General features: G+C 61.7%; 23 protein-coding genes and 1 pseudogene. 10 read left to right on the top strand and 14 right to left on the bottom strand.

Features of this window, described 5'->3' with window-relative positions:
• Positions 1–158 precede the first annotated feature (158 nt).
• A complete protein-coding gene (locus C5J26_RS10535; protein ID WP_105401702.1) occupies positions 159–641 on the bottom strand; it encodes an Lrp/AsnC family transcriptional regulator in 483 nt (160 codons plus the stop codon).
• Positions 642–739: 98 nt separating this feature from the next.
• Between C5J26_RS10535 and C5J26_RS10530 the strand changes: the two genes are divergently transcribed.
• Entirely contained in the window at positions 740–2,239 is a 1,500-nt protein-coding gene (locus C5J26_RS10530; RefSeq protein ID WP_105401701.1) for an aminotransferase class V-fold PLP-dependent enzyme, read from the top strand.
• Positions 2,232–3,110, top strand: coding sequence for an MBL fold metallo-hydrolase (locus C5J26_RS10525; protein WP_105401700.1), 879 nt, complete (start codon positions 2,232–2,234; stop codon positions 3,108–3,110). The genes C5J26_RS10530 and C5J26_RS10525 overlap by 8 nt, the downstream gene beginning before the upstream one ends.
• A 1,149-nt stretch (positions 3,111–4,259) precedes the next feature.
• Here C5J26_RS10525 and C5J26_RS10520 read toward each other — a convergent pair.
• Together C5J26_RS10520 and C5J26_RS10515 are read right to left on the bottom strand one after the other, a co-directional pair.
• Positions 4,260–4,994: pseudogene (locus C5J26_RS10520) on the bottom strand (IS5 family transposase).
• 50 nt (positions 4,995–5,044) lie between these two features.
• Positions 5,045–5,341, bottom strand: coding sequence for an Imm53 family immunity protein (locus C5J26_RS10515; RefSeq protein WP_105401699.1), 297 nt, complete (start codon positions 5,339–5,341; stop codon positions 5,045–5,047).
• Positions 5,342–5,686: 345 nt separating this feature from the next.
• On the opposite strand from C5J26_RS10515, the gene repA reads away from it, so the two are divergent.
• The 3 genes from repA to repC all read left to right on the top strand — a co-directional run bounded on the left by repA (position 5,687) and on the right by repC (position 9,320).
• Complete coding sequence (repA, locus tag C5J26_RS10510) at positions 5,687–6,880, top strand: plasmid partitioning protein RepA (RefSeq protein WP_105401698.1); 1,194 nt, start codon at positions 5,687–5,689, stop codon at positions 6,878–6,880.
• 4 nt (positions 6,881–6,884) lie between these two features.
• Complete coding sequence (repB, locus tag C5J26_RS10505) at positions 6,885–7,892, top strand: plasmid partitioning protein RepB (protein WP_105401697.1); 1,008 nt, start codon at positions 6,885–6,887, stop codon at positions 7,890–7,892.
• A 153-nt stretch (positions 7,893–8,045) separates the two neighbouring features.
• Entirely contained in the window at positions 8,046–9,320 is a 1,275-nt protein-coding gene (repC, locus tag C5J26_RS10500; protein WP_105401696.1) for a plasmid replication protein RepC, read from the top strand.
• Between the two features lie 194 nt (positions 9,321–9,514).
• On the opposite strand, the gene C5J26_RS10495 is transcribed toward repC, so the two are convergent.
• The 5 genes from C5J26_RS10495 to C5J26_RS10480 all read right to left on the bottom strand — a co-directional run bounded on the left by C5J26_RS10495 (position 9,515) and on the right by C5J26_RS10480 (position 13,077).
• Positions 9,515–10,357: a DMT family transporter gene (locus C5J26_RS10495; protein WP_105401695.1), complete on the bottom strand. Its 843-nt coding sequence runs from the start codon at positions 10,355–10,357 to the stop codon at positions 9,515–9,517.
• A gap of 333 nt (positions 10,358–10,690) precedes the next feature.
• On the bottom strand, positions 10,691–10,972 hold the full coding sequence (locus tag C5J26_RS10490; RefSeq protein WP_245441137.1) for a hypothetical protein: 282 nt from the start codon (positions 10,970–10,972) through the stop codon (positions 10,691–10,693).
• A gap of 12 nt (positions 10,973–10,984) precedes the next feature.
• Entirely contained in the window at positions 10,985–11,221 is a 237-nt protein-coding gene (locus tag C5J26_RS32645; RefSeq protein WP_172724121.1) for a hypothetical protein, read from the bottom strand.
• Between the two features lie 259 nt (positions 11,222–11,480).
• A complete protein-coding gene (locus tag C5J26_RS10485) occupies positions 11,481–12,803 on the bottom strand; it encodes a type II toxin-antitoxin system HipA family toxin (RefSeq protein ID WP_105401694.1) in 1,323 nt (440 codons plus the stop codon).
• Positions 12,793–13,077, bottom strand: a complete 285-nt coding sequence (locus C5J26_RS10480) for a helix-turn-helix domain-containing protein (RefSeq protein ID WP_172724130.1) — start codon at positions 13,075–13,077, stop codon at positions 12,793–12,795. The genes C5J26_RS10485 and C5J26_RS10480 overlap by 11 nt, the downstream gene beginning before the upstream one ends.
• A gap of 1,055 nt (positions 13,078–14,132) precedes the next feature.
• Here C5J26_RS10480 and C5J26_RS10470 point away from each other — a divergent pair.
• Positions 14,133–15,017 (top strand): transporter substrate-binding domain-containing protein, encoded by an 885-nt coding sequence (locus C5J26_RS10470; RefSeq protein WP_105401691.1) that lies wholly within the window; start codon positions 14,133–14,135, stop codon positions 15,015–15,017.
• Positions 15,018–15,050: 33 nt separating this feature from the next.
• Here C5J26_RS10470 and C5J26_RS10465 read toward each other — a convergent pair whose 3' ends face one another.
• The 3 genes from C5J26_RS10465 to C5J26_RS10455 all read right to left on the bottom strand — a co-directional run bounded on the left by C5J26_RS10465 (position 15,051) and on the right by C5J26_RS10455 (position 17,091).
• The gene (locus C5J26_RS10465) at positions 15,051–15,716 is read right to left on the bottom strand and encodes a helix-turn-helix transcriptional regulator (protein ID WP_105401690.1); all 666 of its coding nucleotides are present in this window, start codon (positions 15,714–15,716) and stop codon (positions 15,051–15,053) included.
• A gap of 220 nt (positions 15,717–15,936) precedes the next feature.
• A complete protein-coding gene (locus C5J26_RS10460) occupies positions 15,937–16,584 on the bottom strand; it encodes a response regulator transcription factor (RefSeq protein ID WP_105401689.1) in 648 nt (215 codons plus the stop codon).
• An 87-nt stretch (positions 16,585–16,671) separates the two neighbouring features.
• A complete protein-coding gene (locus C5J26_RS10455; RefSeq protein WP_105401688.1) occupies positions 16,672–17,091 on the bottom strand; it encodes a hypothetical protein in 420 nt (139 codons plus the stop codon).
• Between the two features lie 82 nt (positions 17,092–17,173).
• On the opposite strand from C5J26_RS10455, the gene C5J26_RS10450 reads away from it, so the two are divergent.
• Together C5J26_RS10450 and C5J26_RS10445 are read left to right on the top strand one after the other, a co-directional pair.
• Positions 17,174–17,524: a DUF952 domain-containing protein gene (locus C5J26_RS10450; protein WP_105435395.1), complete on the top strand. Its 351-nt coding sequence runs from the start codon at positions 17,174–17,176 to the stop codon at positions 17,522–17,524.
• Positions 17,521–18,612, top strand: a complete 1,092-nt coding sequence (locus C5J26_RS10445) for a quinone-dependent dihydroorotate dehydrogenase (protein WP_105401686.1) — start codon at positions 17,521–17,523, stop codon at positions 18,610–18,612. Before C5J26_RS10450 ends, C5J26_RS10445 begins: the two co-directional genes overlap by 4 nt.
• Here the strand turns inward: C5J26_RS10445 and C5J26_RS10440 are convergent.
• The 3 genes from C5J26_RS10440 to C5J26_RS10430 are packed head-to-tail and all read right to left on the bottom strand — an operon-like array spanning position 18,588 to position 20,706.
• Positions 18,588–19,946 (bottom strand): MATE family efflux transporter, encoded by a 1,359-nt coding sequence (locus C5J26_RS10440; RefSeq protein ID WP_105401685.1) that lies wholly within the window; start codon positions 19,944–19,946, stop codon positions 18,588–18,590. The two genes, C5J26_RS10445 and C5J26_RS10440, sit on opposite strands and share 25 nt — an antisense overlap.
• Positions 19,947–19,949: 3 nt before the next feature.
• Positions 19,950–20,438 carry a CAP domain-containing protein gene (locus tag C5J26_RS10435; protein WP_105401684.1) on the bottom strand — a complete coding sequence of 163 codons (489 nt, stop codon included), beginning with the start codon at positions 20,436–20,438 and terminating at the stop codon, positions 19,950–19,952.
• A gap of 1 nt (position 20,439) precedes the next feature.
• Entirely contained in the window at positions 20,440–20,706 is a 267-nt protein-coding gene (locus tag C5J26_RS10430; protein ID WP_105401683.1) for a DUF6460 domain-containing protein, read from the bottom strand.
• A gap of 128 nt (positions 20,707–20,834) precedes the next feature.
• On the opposite strand from C5J26_RS10430, the gene C5J26_RS10425 reads away from it, so the two are divergent.
• Entirely contained in the window at positions 20,835–21,785 is a 951-nt protein-coding gene (locus tag C5J26_RS10425) for a class I SAM-dependent methyltransferase (protein WP_105401682.1), read from the top strand.
• Positions 21,786–21,985: 200 nt separating this feature from the next.
• On the top strand, positions 21,986–22,318 hold the full coding sequence (locus C5J26_RS10420) for a hypothetical protein (RefSeq protein ID WP_105401869.1): 333 nt from the start codon (positions 21,986–21,988) through the stop codon (positions 22,316–22,318).
• Positions 22,319–22,540 lie beyond the last annotated feature (222 nt).

The raw sequence follows: 22,540 nt of genomic DNA, 5'->3' as shown, positions 1-22,540 counted from the left end.
AATAGATTGCCCGTCTCGCGCCCCTTCGTAACGGAAGACCGCGCCGCTGCATCCAACCCCCACCCGCATTTGCTGAATCTGCGGATATCGCCTAATTTCGCGTCAACGCAGGAGAGGCTTGAGTTGACCGATCGGGATATGCCGCCGGCCTCGTGGGTTCACCTCAGGCGGCTTAGGTCCACGGCCCGATTGCGAATGATGGCCTCCATGGCGAAAAATCCGGTCACGGTCGCCAGGTCGAAATTGGTGATGAGCTTTTGATAGAAGGCGTCGTAGCCCGAAATTCCGCGGGTGACGACCTTGATCAGATAATCCCAGTCTCCGCCTATCCGATAGAAATCGATGACTTCCGGCAGCCGGTCGACATGCTTGCGGAAATCCTCGGACCATTCCTTGGAATGGTGACGGGTCCGGATCATCACGATGACCGTCAGGTCAAAGCCCAGCATCTCGAGATCGACCTCGGCGCGGGAACCGCCCACCACGCCGCTTGACTGGAGCCGCTGCAGCCGGCGCCAGCAGGCATTTTGCGAAAGTCCCACCTGCTCGGCCAGATCCCGTTGCGAGAGTGCGGCGTTGCGCTGGAGGCAGGTCAGGATTTTCAGATCGATATGATCAAAACTGACAGATTTATCGATCATGTGACCCGCATTTCCGCTTGTTGCCTGAAAAATAGGTGAAGGTTTCAGACGGTGGTCGAGATTATAATCGCTGTCAATTGCTGTCTGGAGAACCGACGATGCGTGAACAGGCCGATCTCAATCCATCAAAGGAACTCGTCACCGTTCTTGGCAAGTTCAAAAGCAGCCTCGAAGTCGCCGATCGGATCACCGCGTTGAAAGACGGATTGATCGGTTCGAAGGCGAAGGTCGACGGGCCGTTCGGCTTGAAGGATCTCGTTTATGCCGACTACGTCGCCTCGGGACGGGCGCTCAGGCAGGTCGAGCAGTTTGTTCTCGACGAGGTCCTGCCCTATTACGCCAACAGCCATACGGAGGCCTCCTATTGCGGGGGAATGATGACCCGCTTGCGGCGTGAGGCGCGGTCGGTCATCAAAGAATGCTGCGGAGCAGACAGCCGGCATGCCGCCATTTTTGCGGGATCCGGCGCGACTGCGGGCCTCAATCGGCTCGTCAACCTGCTGGGCATTACCGATGCGATCGCTGCCGGTCGGCGGGTTTGCGTGATCGTCGGACCCTACGAGCATCATTCGAACATCCTGCCCTGGCGCGAGAGTGGCGCTGAGATTGTCGAAATTTCCGAAGGCAGCGGCGGCGGCCCGGATCTTGTCCTTCTGGACGAGGCCCTTCAGGGCACCGCTGCCGACCTGACAATCTGCTCGTTTTCGGCCGCATCGAACATAACCGGGATCTCGACCGACGTTGCCGCCGTCACCAGGCTTGCGAAACAGGCGGGCGCCAAGATCGTCTGGGACTATGCCGGCGCCGGCCCCTACATGCCGATCTCGATGACGCCGGAGCAAGGCGCCGAGATCGACGCGATCGTGGTATCGCCGCACAAGTTCCTCGGCGGACCGGGCGCCTCCGGCGTCCTGATCGTGCGGCATGACGCCGTCGTCACCAACAAGCCGTCCTGGCCGGGCGGCGGCACCGTCAAATTCGTATCGCCCACCTGCCACGATTACAGCGACAGCCTGGAAGCCCGCGAAGAAGCCGGAACGCCCAACGTCGTCGGCGACATCCGGGCGGCACTGGTCTTCCTCGTCAAGCATGCGATCGGCTTGGAGGAAATCCGCCGGCTGAACGACATCTTCACGCAAAGGGCGCTCGCCGCCTGGCAGGACGTGCCGCAGATCGAACTTCTGGGCTCCGCCGCGATGGCGCGGCTGCCGATATTCTCGTTTCGCATCAGGGACGGCCAGGGCGGCTACGTTCATCAGCAATTGGTCACCCGCATGCTCAGCGACCGGTTCGGCATTCAGGCCCGCGGGGGCTGCGCCTGCGCAGGTCCGTATGTGCACCGGCTGCTGTCGATCGATCCCGAGACGTCGGAGCGGATCAGGCAGGCAATCCTGAGCGGCAACGAGATCGAGAAGCCGGGCTTCACACGGCTCAATCTGAGCGTTCTGCTTTCGGACGAGAAAGTCCAGTTCATCCTTCAATCTGTCGCACAGTTGGCGCGAGATGCGGCTTCCTATACCGAGTTTTATACATTCGATCCCGCACGGGCGATCTTTTCTCCGCGCACGCCGGACCTTCGGGAGGCTCGTTATGCATAGACCTGACGTCGCCGCGTTCTTCGATCCGCGTACCTGTTCGATCCAGTACGTGGTGAGCGACCCGCAAACCAGGGCCTGCGCCGTCATCGATCCGGTTCTCGATTTCGATGAGAAGTCGGGTTCGACGGCGACCCATAACGCTGATGCCCTGCTGGACCATGTCCGCCGGCACGACCTGCGCCTGCAGTGGATCCTCGACACTCATCCGCATGCCGACCATTTTTCCGCGGCCGCCTACCTGAAAGGCGTGACCGGCGCGCCGATGGCCATCGGCGCTCACGTGATCGATGTCCAGAAAATCTGGGCGCAGATCTACAATTGGACAAACCTGCCTGTCGACGGCAGCCAGTGGGACCGCCTGTTCTCCGATGGAGAAACGTTTTCCATCGGCGAGATCGAGGTCGACGTCATGCATTCGCCCGGCCATACGCTTGCGTCGATCACCTATGTCGCCGGCGACGCAGCATTCGTGCATGACACGCTGTTCATGCCGGACGGCGGCACGGCCCGCACGGATTTTCCCGGCGGCAGCGCAAGTGCGCTGTGGTCCAGCATTCAGGCCATCCTGGCACTGCCGGGAGATACGCGGATTTTCGTCGGACACGACTATCAGCCCGGCGGCCGGCAGCCGCAGTGGGAAAGCACGGTGGAGCGCCAGAGAACGGAGAACATCCATCTCAAGCAGTCTTCCGACAAGGACGCGTTCGTCGCCATCCGCGAAAAGCGGGATCGCACCCTGCCGATGCCGAAACTGATCCTGCACGCGCTGCAGATCAACATCAATGGCGGCCGGCTTCCGGAACCGGAAGCCAACGGCATGCGATACCTGAAGCTGCCCATCGGTGCGTTTCAAGGCTGCGCCTGGTCCTGAGTACAGGACGATCCGTCTGAGTGCCAGCGGTACGGTTGGCAGCGAGTTCAGGTGGGATAGACCGGGAGAGTGCGGTTTCTGGCAAAATTGGCTAGAGAAACCGCACGATGTGTCGACCGAAAATTTATCGTTTTGGAAGGCTCCGCCGCCTCCGCGGAGGCCACATCGCAATCCGTCGATGCCTTTGGATCCGATCTCATCCTGGAAAGGCACTATGCGGATGAAATTTCGATTCGTCGAACTATCGCTAACCCAAACGTCATAATGATTTGTGGCAGTTCCAACCTCGATCGTCCCAAGCGAGTTTAACCACCCCTCCCCTGCCCGCCGCCGTTTAAAATGAGTCCGGAAGATCCTGCGGCATCCAGGGATCCGCACGCGGCGATAGCGGACCTAAAGACTTGGCGACGTTTCATTCGGGCGCTTCACCCATGCGAGCACCGACGCGGTCGCTTGCCCAAACGGAGACTGCTATCCCTGGCGCGAGAGCCGTCCCGCCGTCCCTTGACGACCAAAGTGGTGTTTCTGGACCTCAGTTCGCAGATCGAGCCCGTTGCTTAAAATCGCCGGCGCTCATCTCGTCCATGGGGTCATCGGGAAAGAAGCCTGGCCCAGCCATCGCCCGGCTCGATCGCTGAGGCAGCCTGTCGGACGCGGCCCCTTTCATCGCCAGATCCCTCCCGCGCCGACCGCCGAATGGCCGACGGCGGGATCCGCGACAGGCTCGACCAAATGGCCGTCGCTCTCACGGTTCTCTCTCAGAGCCCACGGACCGGTGGGAACCGCGTCGCCGCGCCACCTGTCGCGGCGACGGTTTCGCTCGAAGCTCGACACGGTCAGCAGCCTGACGTGTTCGCGGCGTCATGTCGGGTTTGCATTCGTTGAAGAGGTAGAGGCGTGCAGTCTCTACGTCCCCCGCACCACCGGCCTGCCACGGGACATTCTCAGCCCCAGGTCGTTGCACCCATATCAGCCGCCGGTGCCTCCTCCCCGATCATCAACGGGACGTTTGGATTGCCGAACAGGGTCTCGAGGGTAGTCCCTGGATCCGCGCTCCCCCGTACCGATCGCACACCCAAGATTCTTGGATAATTTCTCAGTTGTCCGCGGACTACCAATGGCAAGGATGACGTCCTTCGATCCCCAGCCTCAAGCGCACGTCCGCAACCGCATTGAGGCGAATTGGATCATTGCCAGGACGTTCTCGTCAAGCCTGTGGGAGCGAGTGGCGACGCGGCGGACGTGCTTCAGTTTGGAAAAGACGCGCTCGATCCGGTTGCGCTCGCGGTTTAGCCCGCGCTGACGCGGAATTTCCAGCACCGGCTGGACCCGGGTGGACAGTGGCCAAAGCACCTCTGCTGCACAGAGATGCGCCGATACGATCCGCGTCATGGGCTTTATCGGCCAAACGACCGCATCCCGACCAACGTGCTCGCGCGGCTGGTCGGCAACAGGCCGATCGTGTGCTCGGCAAGGAGTAAGGCTTGAGCCGGATCGAAAGCCGTTGTGCCTCGACGACCGCATGGATGCGAGCCCGTCTCGGGGCCGACGAGACGATGCTCCCGATCCCCTTTGCCGTGGCAGCCTGCTGGTGAGCGCGGACGGACGTCCTATCGGTCACCTGGATGCGGCCGTCAGAGGTTGCGGATGATGGCGCCCATCATTCCTATCCCAGACACTCGCCTTTCCTCATCCCACGAAGCAGCTGTAGCAAATGGTGAGTGGCCATAAACGCTCGGCCACGCGACGCCGAAGGTGATCGCAAAACCCAGAAGGTGCCGCTCAGCACGCAACGATCATTCACGCGAGGAGCGCCTTCAGACTTGTTCGGCTGAAGCGGCCGGTCGCGCGCCACCCGAAGTCGACCGGATCATATCGCCTCATTCGGCATACGGGTCAGAATTTGCTGCGGCGTCAAAATGCCTGCAGGCATCCTAGCGGACGCTCGTTGCCCAGTCTCGAAACGCCTCAAGAAGCGACCGAAGTTGACGGGGGCCGCCAGCGCCACAAAACACGTTGTCTTCCGTCCAGCACGTCCACCAGTCCAGCTTATGCTCGTAATTTTGAGTGATCCGATCGAGTATCCGGCCATCGCAGTCCGTGCCGGCGAGATCGACCTTTAGCAACCAGCCAGGATTATCAAGAGTGTCGATCGAAGCACCGACGCCGTGCTCCCAATCTCCGTCGCATTGCCCTTCGTGCCAGCGCGCAAACCAGTCCACAACGTCCATTGCGCCAGGTCATCCGTGAGGCGCCCGATTGGAAAGAACTGACCGCGCCTACCGATGTGCAGTCCACCTTGATCAGTTCAGGACCGGATTTGAATACCCCTCATCGATGAGGTGAGGAGCTGAGTAGTCCGCGGACTACTCAGCTCCTGATCCAAAACCCACCTGCCTATAACCATCGAAAAATGAATCCAGAAGACGCGTCAACGGGTGCAACTTACGCGGAAAGCAGGAGAGAACGACGGTTTGGTTAAGCGTTTGTCAATCAGTAACGAATCGGAGCATAATGTAACTGCGCAGTTAAAGCGCTTTTTGTGGAAATTGCGCAGTTAACCGGGAAAACATCAAATGCAGCCGAGTCTCGTTATCCAGGACGATCAAGAGCATCTTCCTTCCCTTCTGGCAACAGACGCGCAGGAGCTGTCCTATCAGCTCCAGCAGCACCAGGCCAAAATCTTCCCACCCCTTTCTCAAAAGACGATGCGGGTCTTTTCCCCTGCCGAGGCAGCGGGTTTCATTGGCATCGGCGAGGGTTATCTCAGGCAGGTCGCAGCCGAGGGGCACGGCCCGGACCCCCTTGCCAATGGCCGGCGCCTTTATGGTGCTGACGATATGGATCGGATCCGTCGGGTTCTCGATGAACGCAACGGGACGCCGAAATACGTCCCGGCCCGCAAGGGCACCGACAAGCTTCAGATCGTGTCGGTGATGAACTTCAAGGGCGGCTCGGGCAAGACGACCACCGCCGCGCATCTGGCGCAATATCTGGCCTTGAGAGGCTACCGCGTTCTGGCCGTCGATCTCGACCCGCAGGCTTCTCTTTCGGCCCTGTTCGGCCATCAGCCGGAACTCGACGTCGGCGAGGCAGAGACGCTCTACGGCGCGATCCGCTATGAAGATCCGCGGCCGATTGCCGATATCGTGCGCGCCACCTATACCCCCCATCTCCACCTGATCCCTGGCAATCTTGAGCTCATGGAGTTCGAGCATGAGACCCCGAAGGCAATGGCATCCGGAACCGCGGAGACAATGTTCTTCGCCCGGATCGGCGAGGCGCTGACCGAAATCGAAAGCCTCTACGATGTCGTGGTCGTCGATTGCCCGCCGCAGCTCGGGTTCCTGACAATGTCGGCGCTCTGCGCTGCCACGTCCGTGTTGATCACCGTGCATCCGCAAATGCTCGACGTTATGTCGATGTCGCAGTTCCTGACCATGACCAGCGAGCTCATGTCCGTGGTCGAAAGGGCAGGGGGCCGGACGAGTTACGACTGGATGCGGTATCTCGTCACCAGATTTGAACCCAATGACGGCCCGCAAAGCCAGATGACGGGCTTCATGCGCGCCATCTTTGGCAACCGCATGCTTCAGAATGCGATGCTGAAATCGACCGCCATCGCCGATGCCGGGGTGACGAAGCAAACGCTTTATGAAGTGGACAGGTCGCTGTTTGTCCGCGGCACCTACGATCGCGCCTGGGAATCACTCAATCTCGTGAATGCAGAGATCGAGGCCCATATCCGATCCACGTGGGGAAGGAAGTAATTAGATGGCACGAAAAAACCTCATCGAGATATCCTCGTCCACCGCGGTGCGCCCCGAGCCCACTGCCCTGAGGGACAATCGCCCGATCGCCGGCTTTGTGCCACAGGCCCGCAATCCGGCCCCCGTGGGCGGGATCACCAAGACCCTCGGCAACATCACCGAGAAGGTCGAACGGGCGAACGACCTTGAACGGCAGCTGGCCCAGGGCCAGATGGTCGTCGAGATCGATCCTGGCCTTATCGATGCGTCCTTCGTCGAAGACCGACTGGAAATCGACGCCGTTCAGCTGAACGAGCTGGTGGAGCAGATCCGCGAGCATGGCCAGCAGGTGCCCATCCTGGTGAGGCCCCACCCGCAGACGAAAGGCCGCTATCAGGTCGCCTACGGCCATCGCCGGCTGGCTGCGGTCAAGAAACTTGGTATCCGTGTACGGGCCGTTGTCCGCGAACTCACCGATGATCAGCTGGTGGTCAGCCAAGGGCAGGAAAACAGCGCCCGAACCAACCTCTCCTATATCGAGCGGGCGCTTTTCGCTTTGCGCCTCGAGCAACGGGGCTTTACGCGCGACATCATCATGGCGGCGCTGGGTGTGGATAAAGCCGCGCTCTCCAAGATGCTGATCGTGACGCGGCAGGTGCCGATCGCCTTGATCACCGCCATCGGCGTGGCACCGGAGATCGGCCGCAGACGCTGGCTGGAATTGGGTGAGCGCCTTGAGAGTGTGGAGCCTGATCTGATTCTGGCCGAGTTGTCCGCGGACAACTCGCGGCCGCTATCAAGTGACGAGCGGTTTCACCGGGCGCTGGCGCTGGCGCTGGCCGTCAGAAGGCCGGCCGTAACCGAGGCCCCCGTCGTCAACCCGCAAATTTCCGGAGTTCCGGTCCAGTTCAAGAAGAACGCATCGAGCGCAACCTTTGTTTTCGATAACAAGGCCGCGCCCGGGTTCGACCAATTCGTGCAGGAGAGACTCCAGGGCCTCTTTGCAGAATTCCAGCAGAATAAAGGAGCGTAAACCGCAAAAGAAAAAGGCCCCCAAGCGACATGGTCGTGGAAGCCCTTCTCAGATCTTAGCAAATCAAGAATCGCATTTCCTCGAATCACTGTCAAGAGTTTAGGCGCCGTTTGGGCGTGCGGATTTCTTTTGCCTTAGCGAAAGTGAAGGCAGATGGAGAATAGGTATGTGACGACGCCCTTTGGGCGGCGGGCGATGTCGCTTGGCATGTTGGTAAATCAGCAACTTGCCGAGACAATTGAACCCGGATTCACCCGTAACAAATGGAAACTGTTCAGAGCCGTCTGCGAAGCACGGCCGTTGCTGGGCGTGACCGATCGCGCCCTAACCGTGCTTGATGCGCTGTTGACCTTCTATCCGGATGACGAGATTACTGAGGCGAGGGGCCTCGTCGTCTTCCCTTCCAACGCCCAGCTCTCCCTCCGCGCCCGTGGAATGACGGCTGCGACCCTCAGGCGACATCTTGCCATTCTCATCGAGGCCGGTCTCATCCTGCGCAAGGATAGCCCAAACGGGAAACGTTACGCCCGTCGCAGTAGGGCTGGAGAGATCCGCGAGGCGTTCGGCTTCAGCCTCGCACCGCTTCTGGCACGTGCCACCGAGATCGAGAGCCTGGCCGCCCAGGTGGTCGCCGATCGAGAACTGTTGCGGATCACCCGCGACCGGCTCACCGTCTGCCGGCGTGATGTCGCCAAGCTGATTGCCGCAGCCTTCGACGAAGCTGTTCCCGGGGATTGGGCGACGATCCTCGACATGTTCCGAGCGCTGGTCGGGCGGATTCCGCGTGTCGCCACCATCAAAACCCTCGCTCCCATTCTGGACGAGATGGAAATGTTGCGCTCGGAGATCATCAACCTCCTGGAAATCCGGGTAAAAACGCAAAAAATCGACGGCAGGGAGTCTCAGATTGAGCGCCACAAACAGAATTCTAATCTTAACTACCATTTTGAATCTGAACCCCGCTTGGAGATCACGCGTGTCGCACCCTTGCCGAACGAACCCAAGCCGTTGAGCGGACGCGTTGGAGCTAACCAAAGCAGCGAAAGGGGGTCCCGCAACGACGGTGTCGCCAGAGGATCTCTGCAATCCTTCCCACTTGGGCTCGTGCTCCAGGCCTGCCCGCAGATCGCAGACTACGGGCCAGGCGGGAGAATCGACAACTGGCGCGACCTGATGGCGGCGGCGGTCGTTGTCCGTACCATGCTGGGGGTCAGCCCTACCGCCTATGAGCAAGCGTGTGTGGCGATGGGGAGGGAAAATGCCGCAACCGTCATTGCCTGCATTCTCGAGAGGGGAGGGCACATCAACTCGGCCGGCGGCTATCTGTGCGATCTCACCCGCCGTACCGAAAGAGGCGAGTTCGCTGTCGGCCCGATGCTGATGGCCCTTGCGCGGGCAGGCGTTCACGGTCGTCGCCTCGCGGGCTGAGCGTGGGGAAAGCGCTCGGGGCCGCGGAGATGCAGAATCGGCATGTTTTTTCGGTCGACGGGGTGTGCGGTTATCTACTGCATAAATGAATGAAACCGCCCAAATGGATGGCCCCGATGACCCGGGCGTCAGCAAGGGATTTGCTCAAGGAGAACCACCGGGACGCGGAATAGGGCAGGTTTTGCGGACGACCATCAGGACGGAGTGGCCTGTATCCGGTTGGCATGGGGTCGGCGCAGGTTGAAAAGATTGCCTGCGAGGATCAGTCCTGCGCCAATCGCGGTAAAGCTGTCGATCGCCTCGGCATACAGGAGGTAACCAAGGAGGGCCGACAACGGCACACGCAGATAGTCCATCGGCATCACCACCGTTGCGTCGGCATGAAACAATGCTCTCGCCATGCAATAATGAGCGAATGTACCTGTAAACGCGATCAGGAAAATCCACGGCCATATTGCTGCAGACGGCCAGACCCAAACGTTCAGCGCCGGTACTATTCCGATCACCGATTGAATGACGAGCATCCAGAAAATGATCTTCGTTGCGCTGTCGGAACGTGTCAGGGCCTTCGTGGTGATGAAGGATATGGCGAATACGAAGGCTGCTCCGAGCACGATGAGGTGACCCGGGTTGAGCGCTGCCGCGCCCGGGCGCACGATCAGCGCCACGCCGACCAGACCGAACAGGATCGCCACGCTTTTACGCCAGGTCAGCCGTTCCCCGAGAAACGCCGCGGCCATCAGAGCTGCCCAGATTGGGGCGGTGAACTCGATGGCGATGACCTGCGCCAACGGGATCAGTGTAAGGCCCATCAGCCAGGCGAACTGGCCAACGTAGTGGGCAACGTTGCGGCCTATGTGGCTCGGCAGAATGCCGGTTCGCATCGCCTTAATGCCGCCTTCGCGATGGACAAGCGGCAGCAGCATGAAAAAGGCGATGACGGAGCGCATCTCCATCACCTGAAAAACGTCGATCTCGCGGGTTACGGCACGACCCGAGACGGCCATGAGCAGGAGCAATGCGATGGATGTCATCATCCATGCGGCCGCCCTGATATTTGACTGCTTATTTTCCACGTCTGTCTTTCATCCCGCCGCGCAGCACGAGGATCACAACCGGGCTCGGCCATGCACCGGGGCGGCTTGTCCTGGCCGGGGTAGATACGACGGAAGGTCTGTCGTTGTGAATAGTCCAATTCGAAGCATCAGCGTCTCCCTGACAACGCCCAAGCATTAACCAGCGGGAGCGGGCGGATCGGCGCGATGGTTACCCCGGCTCACGTGGGCATGAAGAAGTGACAAGCGCGCAACCCGCTTTCTGCGCAAGGAACGGCATGAGGCCGGGTCTAGGTCTCAAGCCCCGACATCACATCAATCTGCCCCAGGCTGGGTCCCATTGAACCCTTCCGAAAGCTCGACGAAGATCGGCGGCTTGTCCGGTCCGCGGTTCCTGTTCTCGGCCGTCCGGAAGGCGGCTTCCGGTTCCATTTCCTCTCCCGGAAAAATCGCGTCGTCTTCGGAGGGTTCGGCGATCTTGCGGACAAAGCCGCGGATCTCGTCGCCGGAGTGGTAGAACCTGATGATAAGGGCGCCGGGCGCGGGTGCGGGTGCGCCGCCGTCATAACGGTAGTAGGTGTGCATTATCTCCTCCATTGTCAGAGCCTCCTACCTGACGCCCAGGGAGCGGAAATGTTCCGGCATGCCACGCGTGACTGAGGATCCGCTTGTTTTGCCGGTCGGCTGATGCGGCGTCTTGTTCCAGGAGAGGTTTTCGACCGCATCTCGATCCTCCGCCCGCCACGTCGCCGGAGAGTTCATCATCCAGTAGAGTGGCACGCCGATCCGCTTCGAGTTGGAGCGCTCCTCAGTGAAGCCGTAAGCTACAGCGGACCTAGCCGACAATCTCGTGCTGGCGCCTGGATCGGTGCCTAACGGGGACGCACTCTTGAAGGGCGCCGATCGGATCGCAGCACACCCGTCAGATTTGGCGCAGGATCTCGTTGTGAGTACGCATTTCCGGGCCAAGTGGTCGTTTGTCCCGAACGACCGTTGGAAGTTGATCCCTGATGTGTTCTGCTCAGCAGCCCATGATGCGTGGTCTATTGAGCTGAGAAATGCCCGCCCTAAGCGCGTCTTCTGAGCCGCTGCGGTGCTCACCTCTTTAGGCGTCTCCACTTGCGATCAGTGCATTCCGGGCGGCAGCAAATGCATCGTGCAGTGCCTTGTGGCCATCGAGCCCCTCCAGGGCATAGCTATTGAGAAACTGACGTCCGGCGAACAGCATGCGGTCGACAGGGCTCAGCCTGGCTTCCTCGCAGACGGGTTGCCACTGTTTGGCTATGGCCATGATCTGGTGTTCGATCAGCGCGGCGGCTTCCGCCTCTTTCAGGTGGTAATCCGGCGCGGCCGCAAGGCAGGTTGCCAGCGTGCTGGCGCGTCGGTCGCCTTTAATCAGCATGGCCTGTGTGGCTTCAGTGCCGGTACGGTTTTGCGGGCAGATGTCATAGGCGGGCGTCAGTGTCATCATCTTACCATCCCAGAACGCGGCATGGTTGCGGGCATGGTCGTCGGTGTTGCCGCACAGCACGTTGAAGCAAATCCGCCCGTAGAGCTCCTTGAGTGTATCCTTGGGGGCCGTGAAGCGATGACGGATCAGTTCCGCCAGGTCCTCATAAGAAGCGTAACGGGCCATCATCTCATCAAGGCCAAGCATCGTCAGCGCCGAGACCATGGCCTGCCGCGTCCACCCGTCCTTTGTACGCCCGCGGTCAAAGCGCTCGATCAGCAGCACGTCCTTATGCGCGGCACGGGTTATCGACACGGATGCCGCGTTGAGCCCGCCGGCGCATGCCAGCTTCATCGCGATGAATTCAGCCTTCACGACGCTGTAGGTATCGTTGTTTGCCGAGAATTTAGCGATGAACTTCGTGGTGCCGTCGTCGATAAGCGCCTTGGGGCGCGCGCCGCCGATCGAGGTGCCGTGATTGATAGCCTGGTCGAGCGCCGGGGGAAGCGGCACTCCCTTTTCGATCAGTTCGGCCGCTTCCATGAGTTCGTCGAGAGAGGCTTGCGCGGCAAGGCGGGGGACATATTCTGTTGCCGATGCCTGAAAATCGAGGGCGCCAATCCGGTCGGAGCCTGACTGGAGCAGGAAGGTCAACTCGCTGAGCTCCGGCACGCCGACGGCGTCGGGCGTCTTGCCGGTCAGCCTATTGATGATGACGCGGCGGCCCCAGGCATCGGGCGAGGCATCGCGAATACAGCTCGCCATCGGCAATCCGTTGATGGGCCTGATTACGCCCTCCCGAAGGGGAAGTTCGGGGTCATAGATAGGAATGGCGCTCTTTCGGCTCCGGTAGCTGGCGCCGTAGGCAAAGAGCAGGCGCTCGCGATCCTGTACGAGGCGCCCTGCCACAACCGGTTCCGTTGCCTGGGGGAGCCAAATCCAGACAAAGGCTTCCGTGGCGCTCGCCCTAGAAATCATCATCAACCTCCTTCACGGCGTGGCGGACGCTCTTGGGAAGCAGCGTCAGCTTTTCGTCGACGCGGGAACTGTGAACCTGCAACATGCGCTCGTCAGATTCGAACAGACGCAGGCCGACGAGTGAGGCGACCTCGAAGACGATACCGATCTCGGGGCCTGGCGCGCCTTTTTCGATACTGGACAGGGTTGTCCGACTGATGCCGGCTCGGTCGGCCAATTCCTGCGCCGTCAGGCCGCGCTCGGCCCGGCCGATGCGGATCAGCTTTCCAAGCATGGTGAGGGCTTGGCGCGTCACTCGCGAATAGCTTCTCTTGCGGGGCAAGGTTAGTTACCTTTGTTCATTCAAATGGACACAGCTCGCGCTTATGTACATAATTTTAGGCATTGTGCCGTGAGTAAGGGACCAAGTCAAATTTCCTTCAATAGATTGGTCTTGAGGCTCGTTCGTGGTCATAATTTCGGCAATCCGTAGCCGGGTTCCTCGGTAAAGGCTGATCGGCGTGAGCGCGGTCCGTCAGGCTTCGGACGACCCGGCGGAGGAGGCACGGGCGTGCGAACTGCTGCCGGTTGACGGCGGCGAACGCGAAATAGATCAGCAGAACAATGTGCAGAAAAAGCAGCGTCCCGATCAGCGCAGTGGGGAGGGCGGCCAATCCGAGCCCGGCGGAAAACCTGGGAGCTTGAGAGTACCACGCGGGCCGAGAACTCAGGAAACGCTCGAACAGCCCGTTGATCGTCTCGCGGACGCGTCGCGTCGCGCCTGATCTCGAGACGGCCCGGGGTGCCCAAGATGGAATGGCGATCGCAAGGTCCTGTCCGAGCAGCGGCATTGCAAGCAGTGCCGCCTTCCGGTCCGCAAGCCTTCTCGCCTCGGGTACGCCCGCCACGTGGGCGCCTGGCGGCGATGGTTGATCCTGACCCGGTTCGGGCGTGGCAACTGGTTTCCAAGCCCGGCATGTCGGCGACCGAGCCGGATCGATCGCTGGGATGAAGGGCAGGCGAAGGTAACGCGCCATGGCACCGCAATAGGCCGCTCGTCGACCTGGCCGCTGTGAAGCAGTTCGCTCTCGATGCTGGTTCCGTTGCGCCGCGCCCTGTCGGTCAGCGTCGAAAGCAGTGGCTTGGAGAAGCCGAGCGCCGACAGCGCGAGGAATTCCGGATCGCCGGCAGCGCTGCCGTCGTCGGCCGACGGGTTTCCGGACGGCGCCGAATTGTTCCGCGCATCATCTTGCACCGGCAGCGCTGCTGGCGGATATTCCCTCAAGCGCATGTCTCTGCTACACCGCCCGCAGGCGAGCGCCCCAACCTGTCCCGATCTGGATCATAGAGATGCATCCCATGATTGCATCCCCGAAAATCAAGGGGTTCTTCCGTCTTCTGCGGCTTTGCCTTCTGACCGGAGGAATTGCTGCCGCCGCGGTCCCGGCTCGGGCTGCCGAAGGCAGCAGCCCGCTGCCCCTGATGTTCGATGCCAAGGAGCGGCTCGCCCGCCCCGATCTTTCCACCGTGATCCGGGTCCGCATCCTGACGAGCGTCGATTTCCCGCCGTTCAACTTCGCCGACCAGACAGGCAGGCTTGCCGGCTTCAATGTCGACCTTGCCCGCGAAATCTGCGCCGAGCTGAAGATCGAGGCGAAGTGCCAGATCCAGGCGCTGCCCTTCGACGAACTGGAAAAGGCCCTGGAGGGTGGCGCCGGCGAAGCGGTCATGGCCGGCATGGCCGTGACGCCGGAGCGGCGCCAGCGGTTTGCCTTCTCGCGGCCTTATCTCGGCGTGCCGGCGCGTTTCGCCCGCAACCTGAAGGCCAGGATCGACGGCGATACGGCGGCAGCGCTTTCCGGCAAACCGGTCGGTGTCGTCAGGGGTACCGCCCATGAGCTGATGCTGAAGGCGTTTTTTCCGAAGATCGCCGCCGTACCGTTCGACAATTACGAGGCGGTGCTGGAAGCCCTGAAGACGGGCAAGGTGGATGCCGCCTTTTCCGATGGCCTGAGACTGCCCTTCTGGGTGGCGGGCGAAGGGTCGGCGAAATGCTGCGCCCTCTTCGACGGCCCCTATCTCTCGGAGAAATTCCTCGGTGAAGGCCTGTCGATCATGCTCGGCAAGGACGACCCACTCCTGGTCGCCGCCTTCGATCAGGCGCTCAGCGTCCTGTCGCGCAACGGCCGGCTGCAGGATATCTACCTGCGCTATTTTCCGAACGGGCTTTATTGATGGCCGGGTAGGAGCAGTTTCCTACTCCCTCGCTTATTGGCTGGCCCAGATGATGCGGGCTATCCATTCCACCTCGGAAAGGTCGAAGCTGCGGTTCGGATGTTCCGGATTGAGGGAGAGCAGCTCCACAGTCCGGGCGCTCTGACGAGCGAGCACTTTTGCCATCACCTCGCCCTCCTTGGTCTTGAGGACCACACGGTCGCCACGGCGCACCTGCGCGCCCGGCTCGACGATCAGCACGTCGCCGTCGCGATAAAGCGGCATCATCGATTCGCCCTGGACTTCCAGCGCATAGACGCCGGCCTTGCGGGACGGATCGACCGGAAACTCCACCACGTCCCAGCCCTGGCCGGCCGGAAACCCGCCATCGTCGAAAAAGCCGCCGGCGCCGGCCTGCGCAAAACCGAGCAGCGGGATGGAGCCGTTCTGCGGCGGGAAATTGCCTTCCGGGATCGAGGAGCGGCCGGGAACGGCGGGCAGGTAGCTCATGAACTGGTCGATCGTGGCGCCCGTCGCCTCGAGCACCTTGGCAATCGATTCCGTCGACGGCCAGCGCAACCGTCCGTCCGGCCCGAGCCGTTTCGACTTGTTGAACGAGGTGGGGTCGAGACCGGCGCGTCGCGCCAGCCCGGAAGGCGTCAGCTGGTGGCGTTGGGCGAGAGTATCTATCGCGCTCCAGATCGTATCATGTGACAGCATCGTCGTCCGTACCCGTGACCGGTGCGCGAGACAAGGCCGGACAATCCAGCGCTCTGCGAACCTCTCGATCAGAACCCTACCGATCAGACTTTTGTCGACCGGTTCCTTGAACGCCTCGCTCCAGCGGGCTGCCGGCTCGCGCGCACCCCGAATTTTAACGGAACCTCAGCCTCGCGTAAAGGGACGAAAGGAATAAAATCCTGTTCCAGTCGCAACCGTGTCAGGCCACCAGCGCCATGTTGATCTTGCCGAGCTTGATCACCGCCTGGGTGCGGCTGTCGACATTGAGCTTGAGCAGGATTGCCGAGACATGCGCCTTGATGGTCGCCTCGGAGACGCCGAGTTCATAGGCGATCTGTTTGTTGAGCAGTCCCTCGCCGAGCATGGAGAGCACCCGGTTCTGCTGCGGCGTCAGCGTCTTCAGCCGTTCAATGATCTCGGTGAGGCCCGAATCTTCTTCCGGTCCGGCGAGGTAGTCTTTCGGCGCCCAGATGTCGCCTTCCAGCACCGTCTGGATGCCGGCACGGATATCGTCGAGCCCGGAGGATTTCGAGATGAAGCCGGAAGCGCCGAGTTCCAGCGCCCTGCGGATGGTGGCGCAATCGTCGCTGGCCGAAACGATGACGATCGGCAGGCCGGAAAATTCGGCGCGCAGCGACATCAGTCCCGAAAAGCCGCTGACGCCCGGCATGGCGAGATCGAGCAGCATCAGGTCGGCATCGGGATTGTCTTCGGCCGCACGCCGCGCCGCCTCGAAATCGCCGGCCTCGATGATCACGAGTTCTTCTCCAATGCCGCGCACGGAATGGCTGAGCGCGCCGCGAAACAGCGGATGGTCGTCTGCTATGATGATCGTGAGTGTCTGCATGTCCACGCCCCCTCCCAAGAGCATAGTCGTGCCAATGAATCTTAGAAAGTTGTAAACCTCTCGCAGACCCGAAACAAGTGCGGGAGATCACGTACGATTGGGTTGTGGTTTATCGGCTTCTCGTTCGTCCACGAACTCGCCGACGATCGCCATGAAGCGCCGCATGAACTTCTCCATGATCGACAGCGAGCGATCGACTTCCGCATCGCTCGGCAGCGCTTTCGGCAAGGCGTCCGGCGGAATGTTGCTCAGCCGCTCCTCGAGCGCGGTGACCCGTTTGGCCAGCCGGTCGAGCTCCTGTTCGTAGGCTGCCCTCTCGTCGGGCTGCATGCGGCAGGCGAGCGTGCCGTTCTCGTCGCGGCAGAGCGTCATCGCGCCGGTTTCGGTATCGAGCCGGACGATGCCGGTCTCGGTGCGTTGAAGCTGGAAACGGTTCGTCGGCGCTTGTTGCGCCGTGGCGGCCAGCGGCAAGAGCAGTACGCAAGTCACCAATGCGAGCGTTTTCATGTTGTGGTCCTCCTGCTGTAACGGTGGACAAGCGCCGGGCTTTGCGGCAAACGGTCGGAGAATAGCAGGTCCCCGAGAGTTGATGATGACGGATATAGTGTACAAGATCGTGCCGGAAACGCTCTGGCGCCAGGCAAAGCAAAAAGGTGTCTTCGAAGGCGCCGAAATCGACCTCAAGGACGGCTTTATCCATTTTTCCACCGGTACGCAGGCGAAGGAGACCGCAAGGCTGCACTTTGCCGGCGTCGCCGGCCTGATGCTGGTCGCGGTCAATGCGCCCAGTCTCGGCGAGGCGCTGAAATACGAAGCCTCACGCGGCGGTGATCTTTTCCCGCATCTTTACGGCACCCTGCCTGTTTCGGCCGTCCTTTGGGAAATGCCGCTGCTGATCGGCGTCGATGGCCTGCATGCCTTTCCGGAGAAAATGCCATGATCGGCCCCTTTGCCGGGTTTGCCTCGCGCAGCCTTTTCGTTTTCGATCCGGAAACTGCGCACGGGCTGTCGATCGCTGCCCTCAAAACCGGCCTCGTGCCCGCCTGCCGCCTGGCCCTCGATCCGCGGCTTGCCCAGACGGTCGCCGGCATTCGGTTTCCGAACCCGATCGGGCTTGCGGCCGGTTATGACAAGAATGCCGAGGTGCCGGATGCGATGCTGAAGCTCGGCTTCGGTTTTACCGAGATCGGCACGGTGACGCCGAAGGCCCAGACGGGTAACGACAAGCCGCGCATCTTCCGCCTGGTGGAGGACCGCGGCGTCATCAATCGGCTCGGCTTCAACAACGAGGGCCATGAGGCGGCGTTCACGCGCCTGACCGCACGGCGCAATGCGCCAGGCATCGTCGGCGTCAATATCGGCGCCAACAAGGATGCGGCCGACCGGGTTGCCGACTACGTCGCCGGCATCCGAAAATTTTATGCGCTCGCCACCTATTTCACCGTCAACATCTCCTCGCCCAATACGCCGGGCCTGCGCGATCTTCAGGCGCGCGACAGCCTGAAGGCGCTGCTCGACGCCATTCTGGCCACCCGCGCCGAAGAGGCGCTGCGCCATGGCCGGACCGTTCCGGTCTTCCTGAAGATCGCACCCGATCTGACGGAGGAGGGCCTGGACGATATCGCGGCCGAGGCGACCGCGCATCCGCTCGACGGGCTGATCGTCTCCAACACGACGCTCGCCCGAGATGGATTGAAGGACCAGGCCCAGGCGAAGGAAGCGGGCGGTCTTTCCGGCGCCCCGCTCTTCAAGCGCTCGACGGCAGTCCTTGCAAAAGTACGCAAGCGCGTCGGCCCGGACCTCGCCGTCATCGGCGTCGGCGGCGTCTCGAGTGCGGCGGATGCGCTGGAAAAGATCCGCGCCGGTGCCGACCTCGTGCAGCTCTATTCCTGCATGGTCTATGAAGGCCCCGGCCTGCCGGCGACGATCGTAAAGGGGCTTTCGGGCCTTGTCGACCGGGAGAAGGTCTCCTCGATCCGCGAGCTGCGGGATGCCCGCCTCGATCAATGGGCCGGGACAAAGCTCTGACGCGCCTTGCGCGGCACCATGGCCGCCAGGAAGAAGCCGCGCATCAACAGGAACAGGTTGAGCGACAGCCAGAGCCCGTGATTGCCCATCATCGGCACGAGCACGGCGAGGCTGACGCAATAGCCCGCAAATGAGACGAGCATCATGTTGCGCATCTCGCGCGACCAGGTGGCGCCGATGAACACGCCGTCCATCTGGAAGGCGAGCGCGCCGGTCAGCCCCGTCACCGCCGCCCAGCCGAGATAGACATAGGCTTCCTGCCGCACCGCTTCCGACGTGGTGAGAAGCTGGATGATCGGCTGGCCGAAGCCGATGAAGAAAAGTCCGACGACGCCGGCCATCACGAAGGACCAGAGGCCGGTCAGCTTCAGCGCCCGATCGAAGGACGGCCGGTACTGCGCGCCCACCGCCCGGCCGGCGAGCTGTTCGGCGGCACCCGCGAGCCCGTCGAGGAAGAAGGCCGAGAGCATGAAGATGTTCATCAGCACCGCGTTGGCCGCCAGCGTCACCGCCCCGAAGCTCGACCCGACGCGGGTCAGTACCGCAAACGCGCCGTTCAATATCAGCGAGCGGATCAGGATGTCGGCGTTGAGCTGGAAGAGCTGGCGCAGCTTGGTAGCGTCGAAAATGTCTGCGCGCGTTGGCCGGTCGGCGGCGGAAAATTGCCGGCTGACGATGACGAGGCCGATCACCACGGCGGTCACTTCCGCTGCCGCGGTCGCCCAGGCGACACCCGCCACACCCCAGCCGAGCACCAGGCCGAACAGGATGGCGAGCACGATATTGGTGCCGTTGAGGATGATCTGCAGCGTCAGCCCGAGCATGCCCTGGCCGCGCCCGAGCACGAAGCCGAGGATGGCGAAATTGGCGAAGGTTGCCGGGCTCGTCAGCACCCGGATGCCGAAATAGTGGCGCGTCACGTCGGCCACGGCCGGATCGCTGGTCATCAGGTCCGGCGCGTATCGAAGGATCAGTGGCGAGAACGCCAGCATGATCACCCCAAGGCCGAGCGCGCTCAAGAAGGCTCGCCAGAACACCGCCTGCTGTTCCCGGCGGTCGCCGCGGCCGAAGGCCTGCGCCACCAGCCCAGTGGTCGAGGTGCGGAAAAAGCTGAGGCTGCCATAGATGAGATCGAAGAGGATGGCGCCGATCGCCAGACCCGCGAGTGACTCTGCCTGGCCCAATTGCCCGACCACCGCGGTATCGGTGAGACCGAGCAGCGGCGTCGTCAGGAAGCCGAGCGTCATCGGGATGGCGATCCCAAGCACCAGCCGGTGCGTCACGTCGAACGGCCTGGCCACCCCGGTCTCCTGGTTACGCCCCCCGCTCTCCATGGGTCAGCCGGAAAGGACCATGGCCCAATAGGGTTGGGCGCCGGCAGAGGTTCGCGCCATGGCAACCCCGAGGCCGCGGTAGGAGCCGAGCATGTTTTCGAGATGTTTGGGCGAATCGATCCAGGCCTGCACGGCAGCTGCGACCGTATCCTGGCCGCTGGCGATGTTTTCGGCCGCCGGCAGCGCCACGTCGCTGCTCTTCATCCGGGCGCCAAAGCTGTCGCCGAAGCCGATCAGGTGCTTCATTTGGTTGGCTTTCGCCATGCGAACCGCCTGGCGGGCCGCCGCCTTGCGCGCCGGCATGTCGAGCGCGAGCGCGGACAGGCCGCGGCTCTGCCGCAACTTGTTGACCATCGGAAGGGCTGCCTGGGTCTCGTCCTCGGCGCCGGCAGTCGGGGTCAGGACTGATGTGGTGGAGCAGCCGGCAAGCACCAGCGCCAGGCCGGAAAAGACGAGGAGGTCCCGCCGGGAAGGTTTGATCAGTGAAGTCATGTCAGCGGCGGTAGCTCATCAGGCGCAGGATGACGAAGATCGGGATGACGATGATCGCGCCGAGCACGAGATAATTGCCGACCCGGCCGAGCGCCCGGAAACCGTTATACCAGAGGTCCAGGAACCAGTAGCGGATCGTGTCGACGATATTGTCCGGCGTGAAGCCGAAGAATGCCAGCACGAAACCCACCACCAGGCACACCACGATCAGCTTGATGATCGTGCGACCTGGCGTATCGCCCAGGAACTTGTTGACCCCGTCCGCCATCCTTGTCCTTCTCCGAATTTCCCATGAGAGATAATCGGCAGCCGTTGCCGCCGCAAGCGTTTCCCCTCAGATAGAACTTGAGTTTTTTTGTGGCTTCGGCAAAGAACCTCCACCTCGGAGGATCATCCATGCCGCCCAGCCCGTTTTCCAGTCAATTCTCCTCGGGCGATGCCACCGCCGATCGCCGCGCCGATTACGCCCGCATGCTGGCGGAGGGCGGAGATTTCGCGGCTGCGGCGGAGCTGATCGAACAGGCGCTCGAACTGGCACCCGGCTGGGCGGCCGGCTGGTTCCGGCTCGGCGAGTATCGCGGCAAGGCCGGTCTCGGCACGGCCGCGGATGCCTATCGCCAAGCGCTAGTACTGCGGCCGGACGATGTGTTTGGCGCCCGCCTGAAACTCGCGCTGATCGGCGCCGAGCAGACGCCGGACCGGCCGCCGAGCCGTTATGTCGAAGGCCTGTTCGACGACTATGCCGACCGGTTCGATACTGCTCTGGTGGAGAAGCTCGGCTACTCCGTGCCCGGCAAGCTGGCGACGCTGGTCGCGCCGCACGGACCTTTCCGCAATACGGTCGATCTCGGCTGCGGCACCGGCCTGTTCGGTGCCGAAATCCGAACCAGGACCGCGCGCCTCGAAGGGTTCGACCTGTCGACCAACATGCTGGCGAAGGCGCAGGCCAAGGGTCTTTACGACCATCTCGGCCAGTCGGACCTCAGCCTTGCATCGGACGATTCCGGCCTGTTCGGCGACCTGACGGTCCACCGTGCCGATCTGGTCTCGGCGGCCGACGTGCTGATGTATCTGGGCTCGCTCGAAACCGTCTTCCCGCTGGTCCTGGAACTGCTGGCGCCGGCCGGTGTCTTCGCGTTCTCGGCCGAGGATGCGGGCGAGGACGAGGGCCGGGGGGCTGGTTTCGTGCTGCGGGATTCTCTGCGTTACGCCCATTCGCAAGCTTATATCCGCGCGCTGCTTTCCCGCTTCGGCTTCGATCTGCTCTGCGTGGAAAACACCGTCATTCGCATGGATGCCGGAAAACCTGTGCACGGCGTTCTGTTTCTGTCGAAAAAGCGCGGCTGAACGCCCAGCCACGAACTCAAATGTGGAATCTTAAATGATGGGGCAGAAGTAACCCATAGGATTGCAGCCGCTCAAGCAGCATTCCCGATACCGAGTTTTTTCATAGGCCCCATACTGCATGCGGCCCTTCTCTCCCAAGGAAATTCTTGTTGGCCGCATGCATCTCACATTTATATGTGAAGAGGATGGAGGATTGCGGCATGTTGAAGAACACGACCATGAATCTGCCAGATGAACTGGTCGCCAGGGTAAGAGCGTACGCAGCACAAAACCGGACAACCATGACGGCCATTGTCCGTGAGCATTTTGAGGTAATCACCGAGCCGGAGAAGGAAATTTCCGACCAGGACCCACTGCTGGCCTATTCCAAGGGCTTGCTCTCTCGGCGCGAGGTCGTCCGCCGCCTTGGGCTAAGAGACTATGCGGACCTGCTGGTCGCGCTAGGGGATGCTGACCTTCCGATGCCGCTTCCCCCGGCACACGAGATCGAAAATCAAGCTGCCACCTTCGCCAAGCTCTGGAGAATGGAATGAAGAGGTGCACGATCGTCCCGCCAGATGCGGGTCCGATCAACAGCCCTGGATGGCTGATCGGCTTGATCTTCCGCTTGCACTGGACATGAGGATTGTCATCGTCGATGCCGTCTACGATGAACTAACAAGCGATATCTCCTGCCCCGAGGACTCCGAGGTCAAAGATTTTATCGACAACAACTCTCCACCCCAGCAATCCTGGTAGAAGACCTGAAGACGCCA

The organism is Neorhizobium sp. T7_12 (assembly GCF_002968535.1).
Taxonomy (GTDB): Bacteria; Pseudomonadota; Alphaproteobacteria; order Rhizobiales; family Rhizobiaceae; genus Neorhizobium; species Neorhizobium tomejilense.
This window is presented reverse-complemented; position numbering and strand designations above follow the sequence as displayed.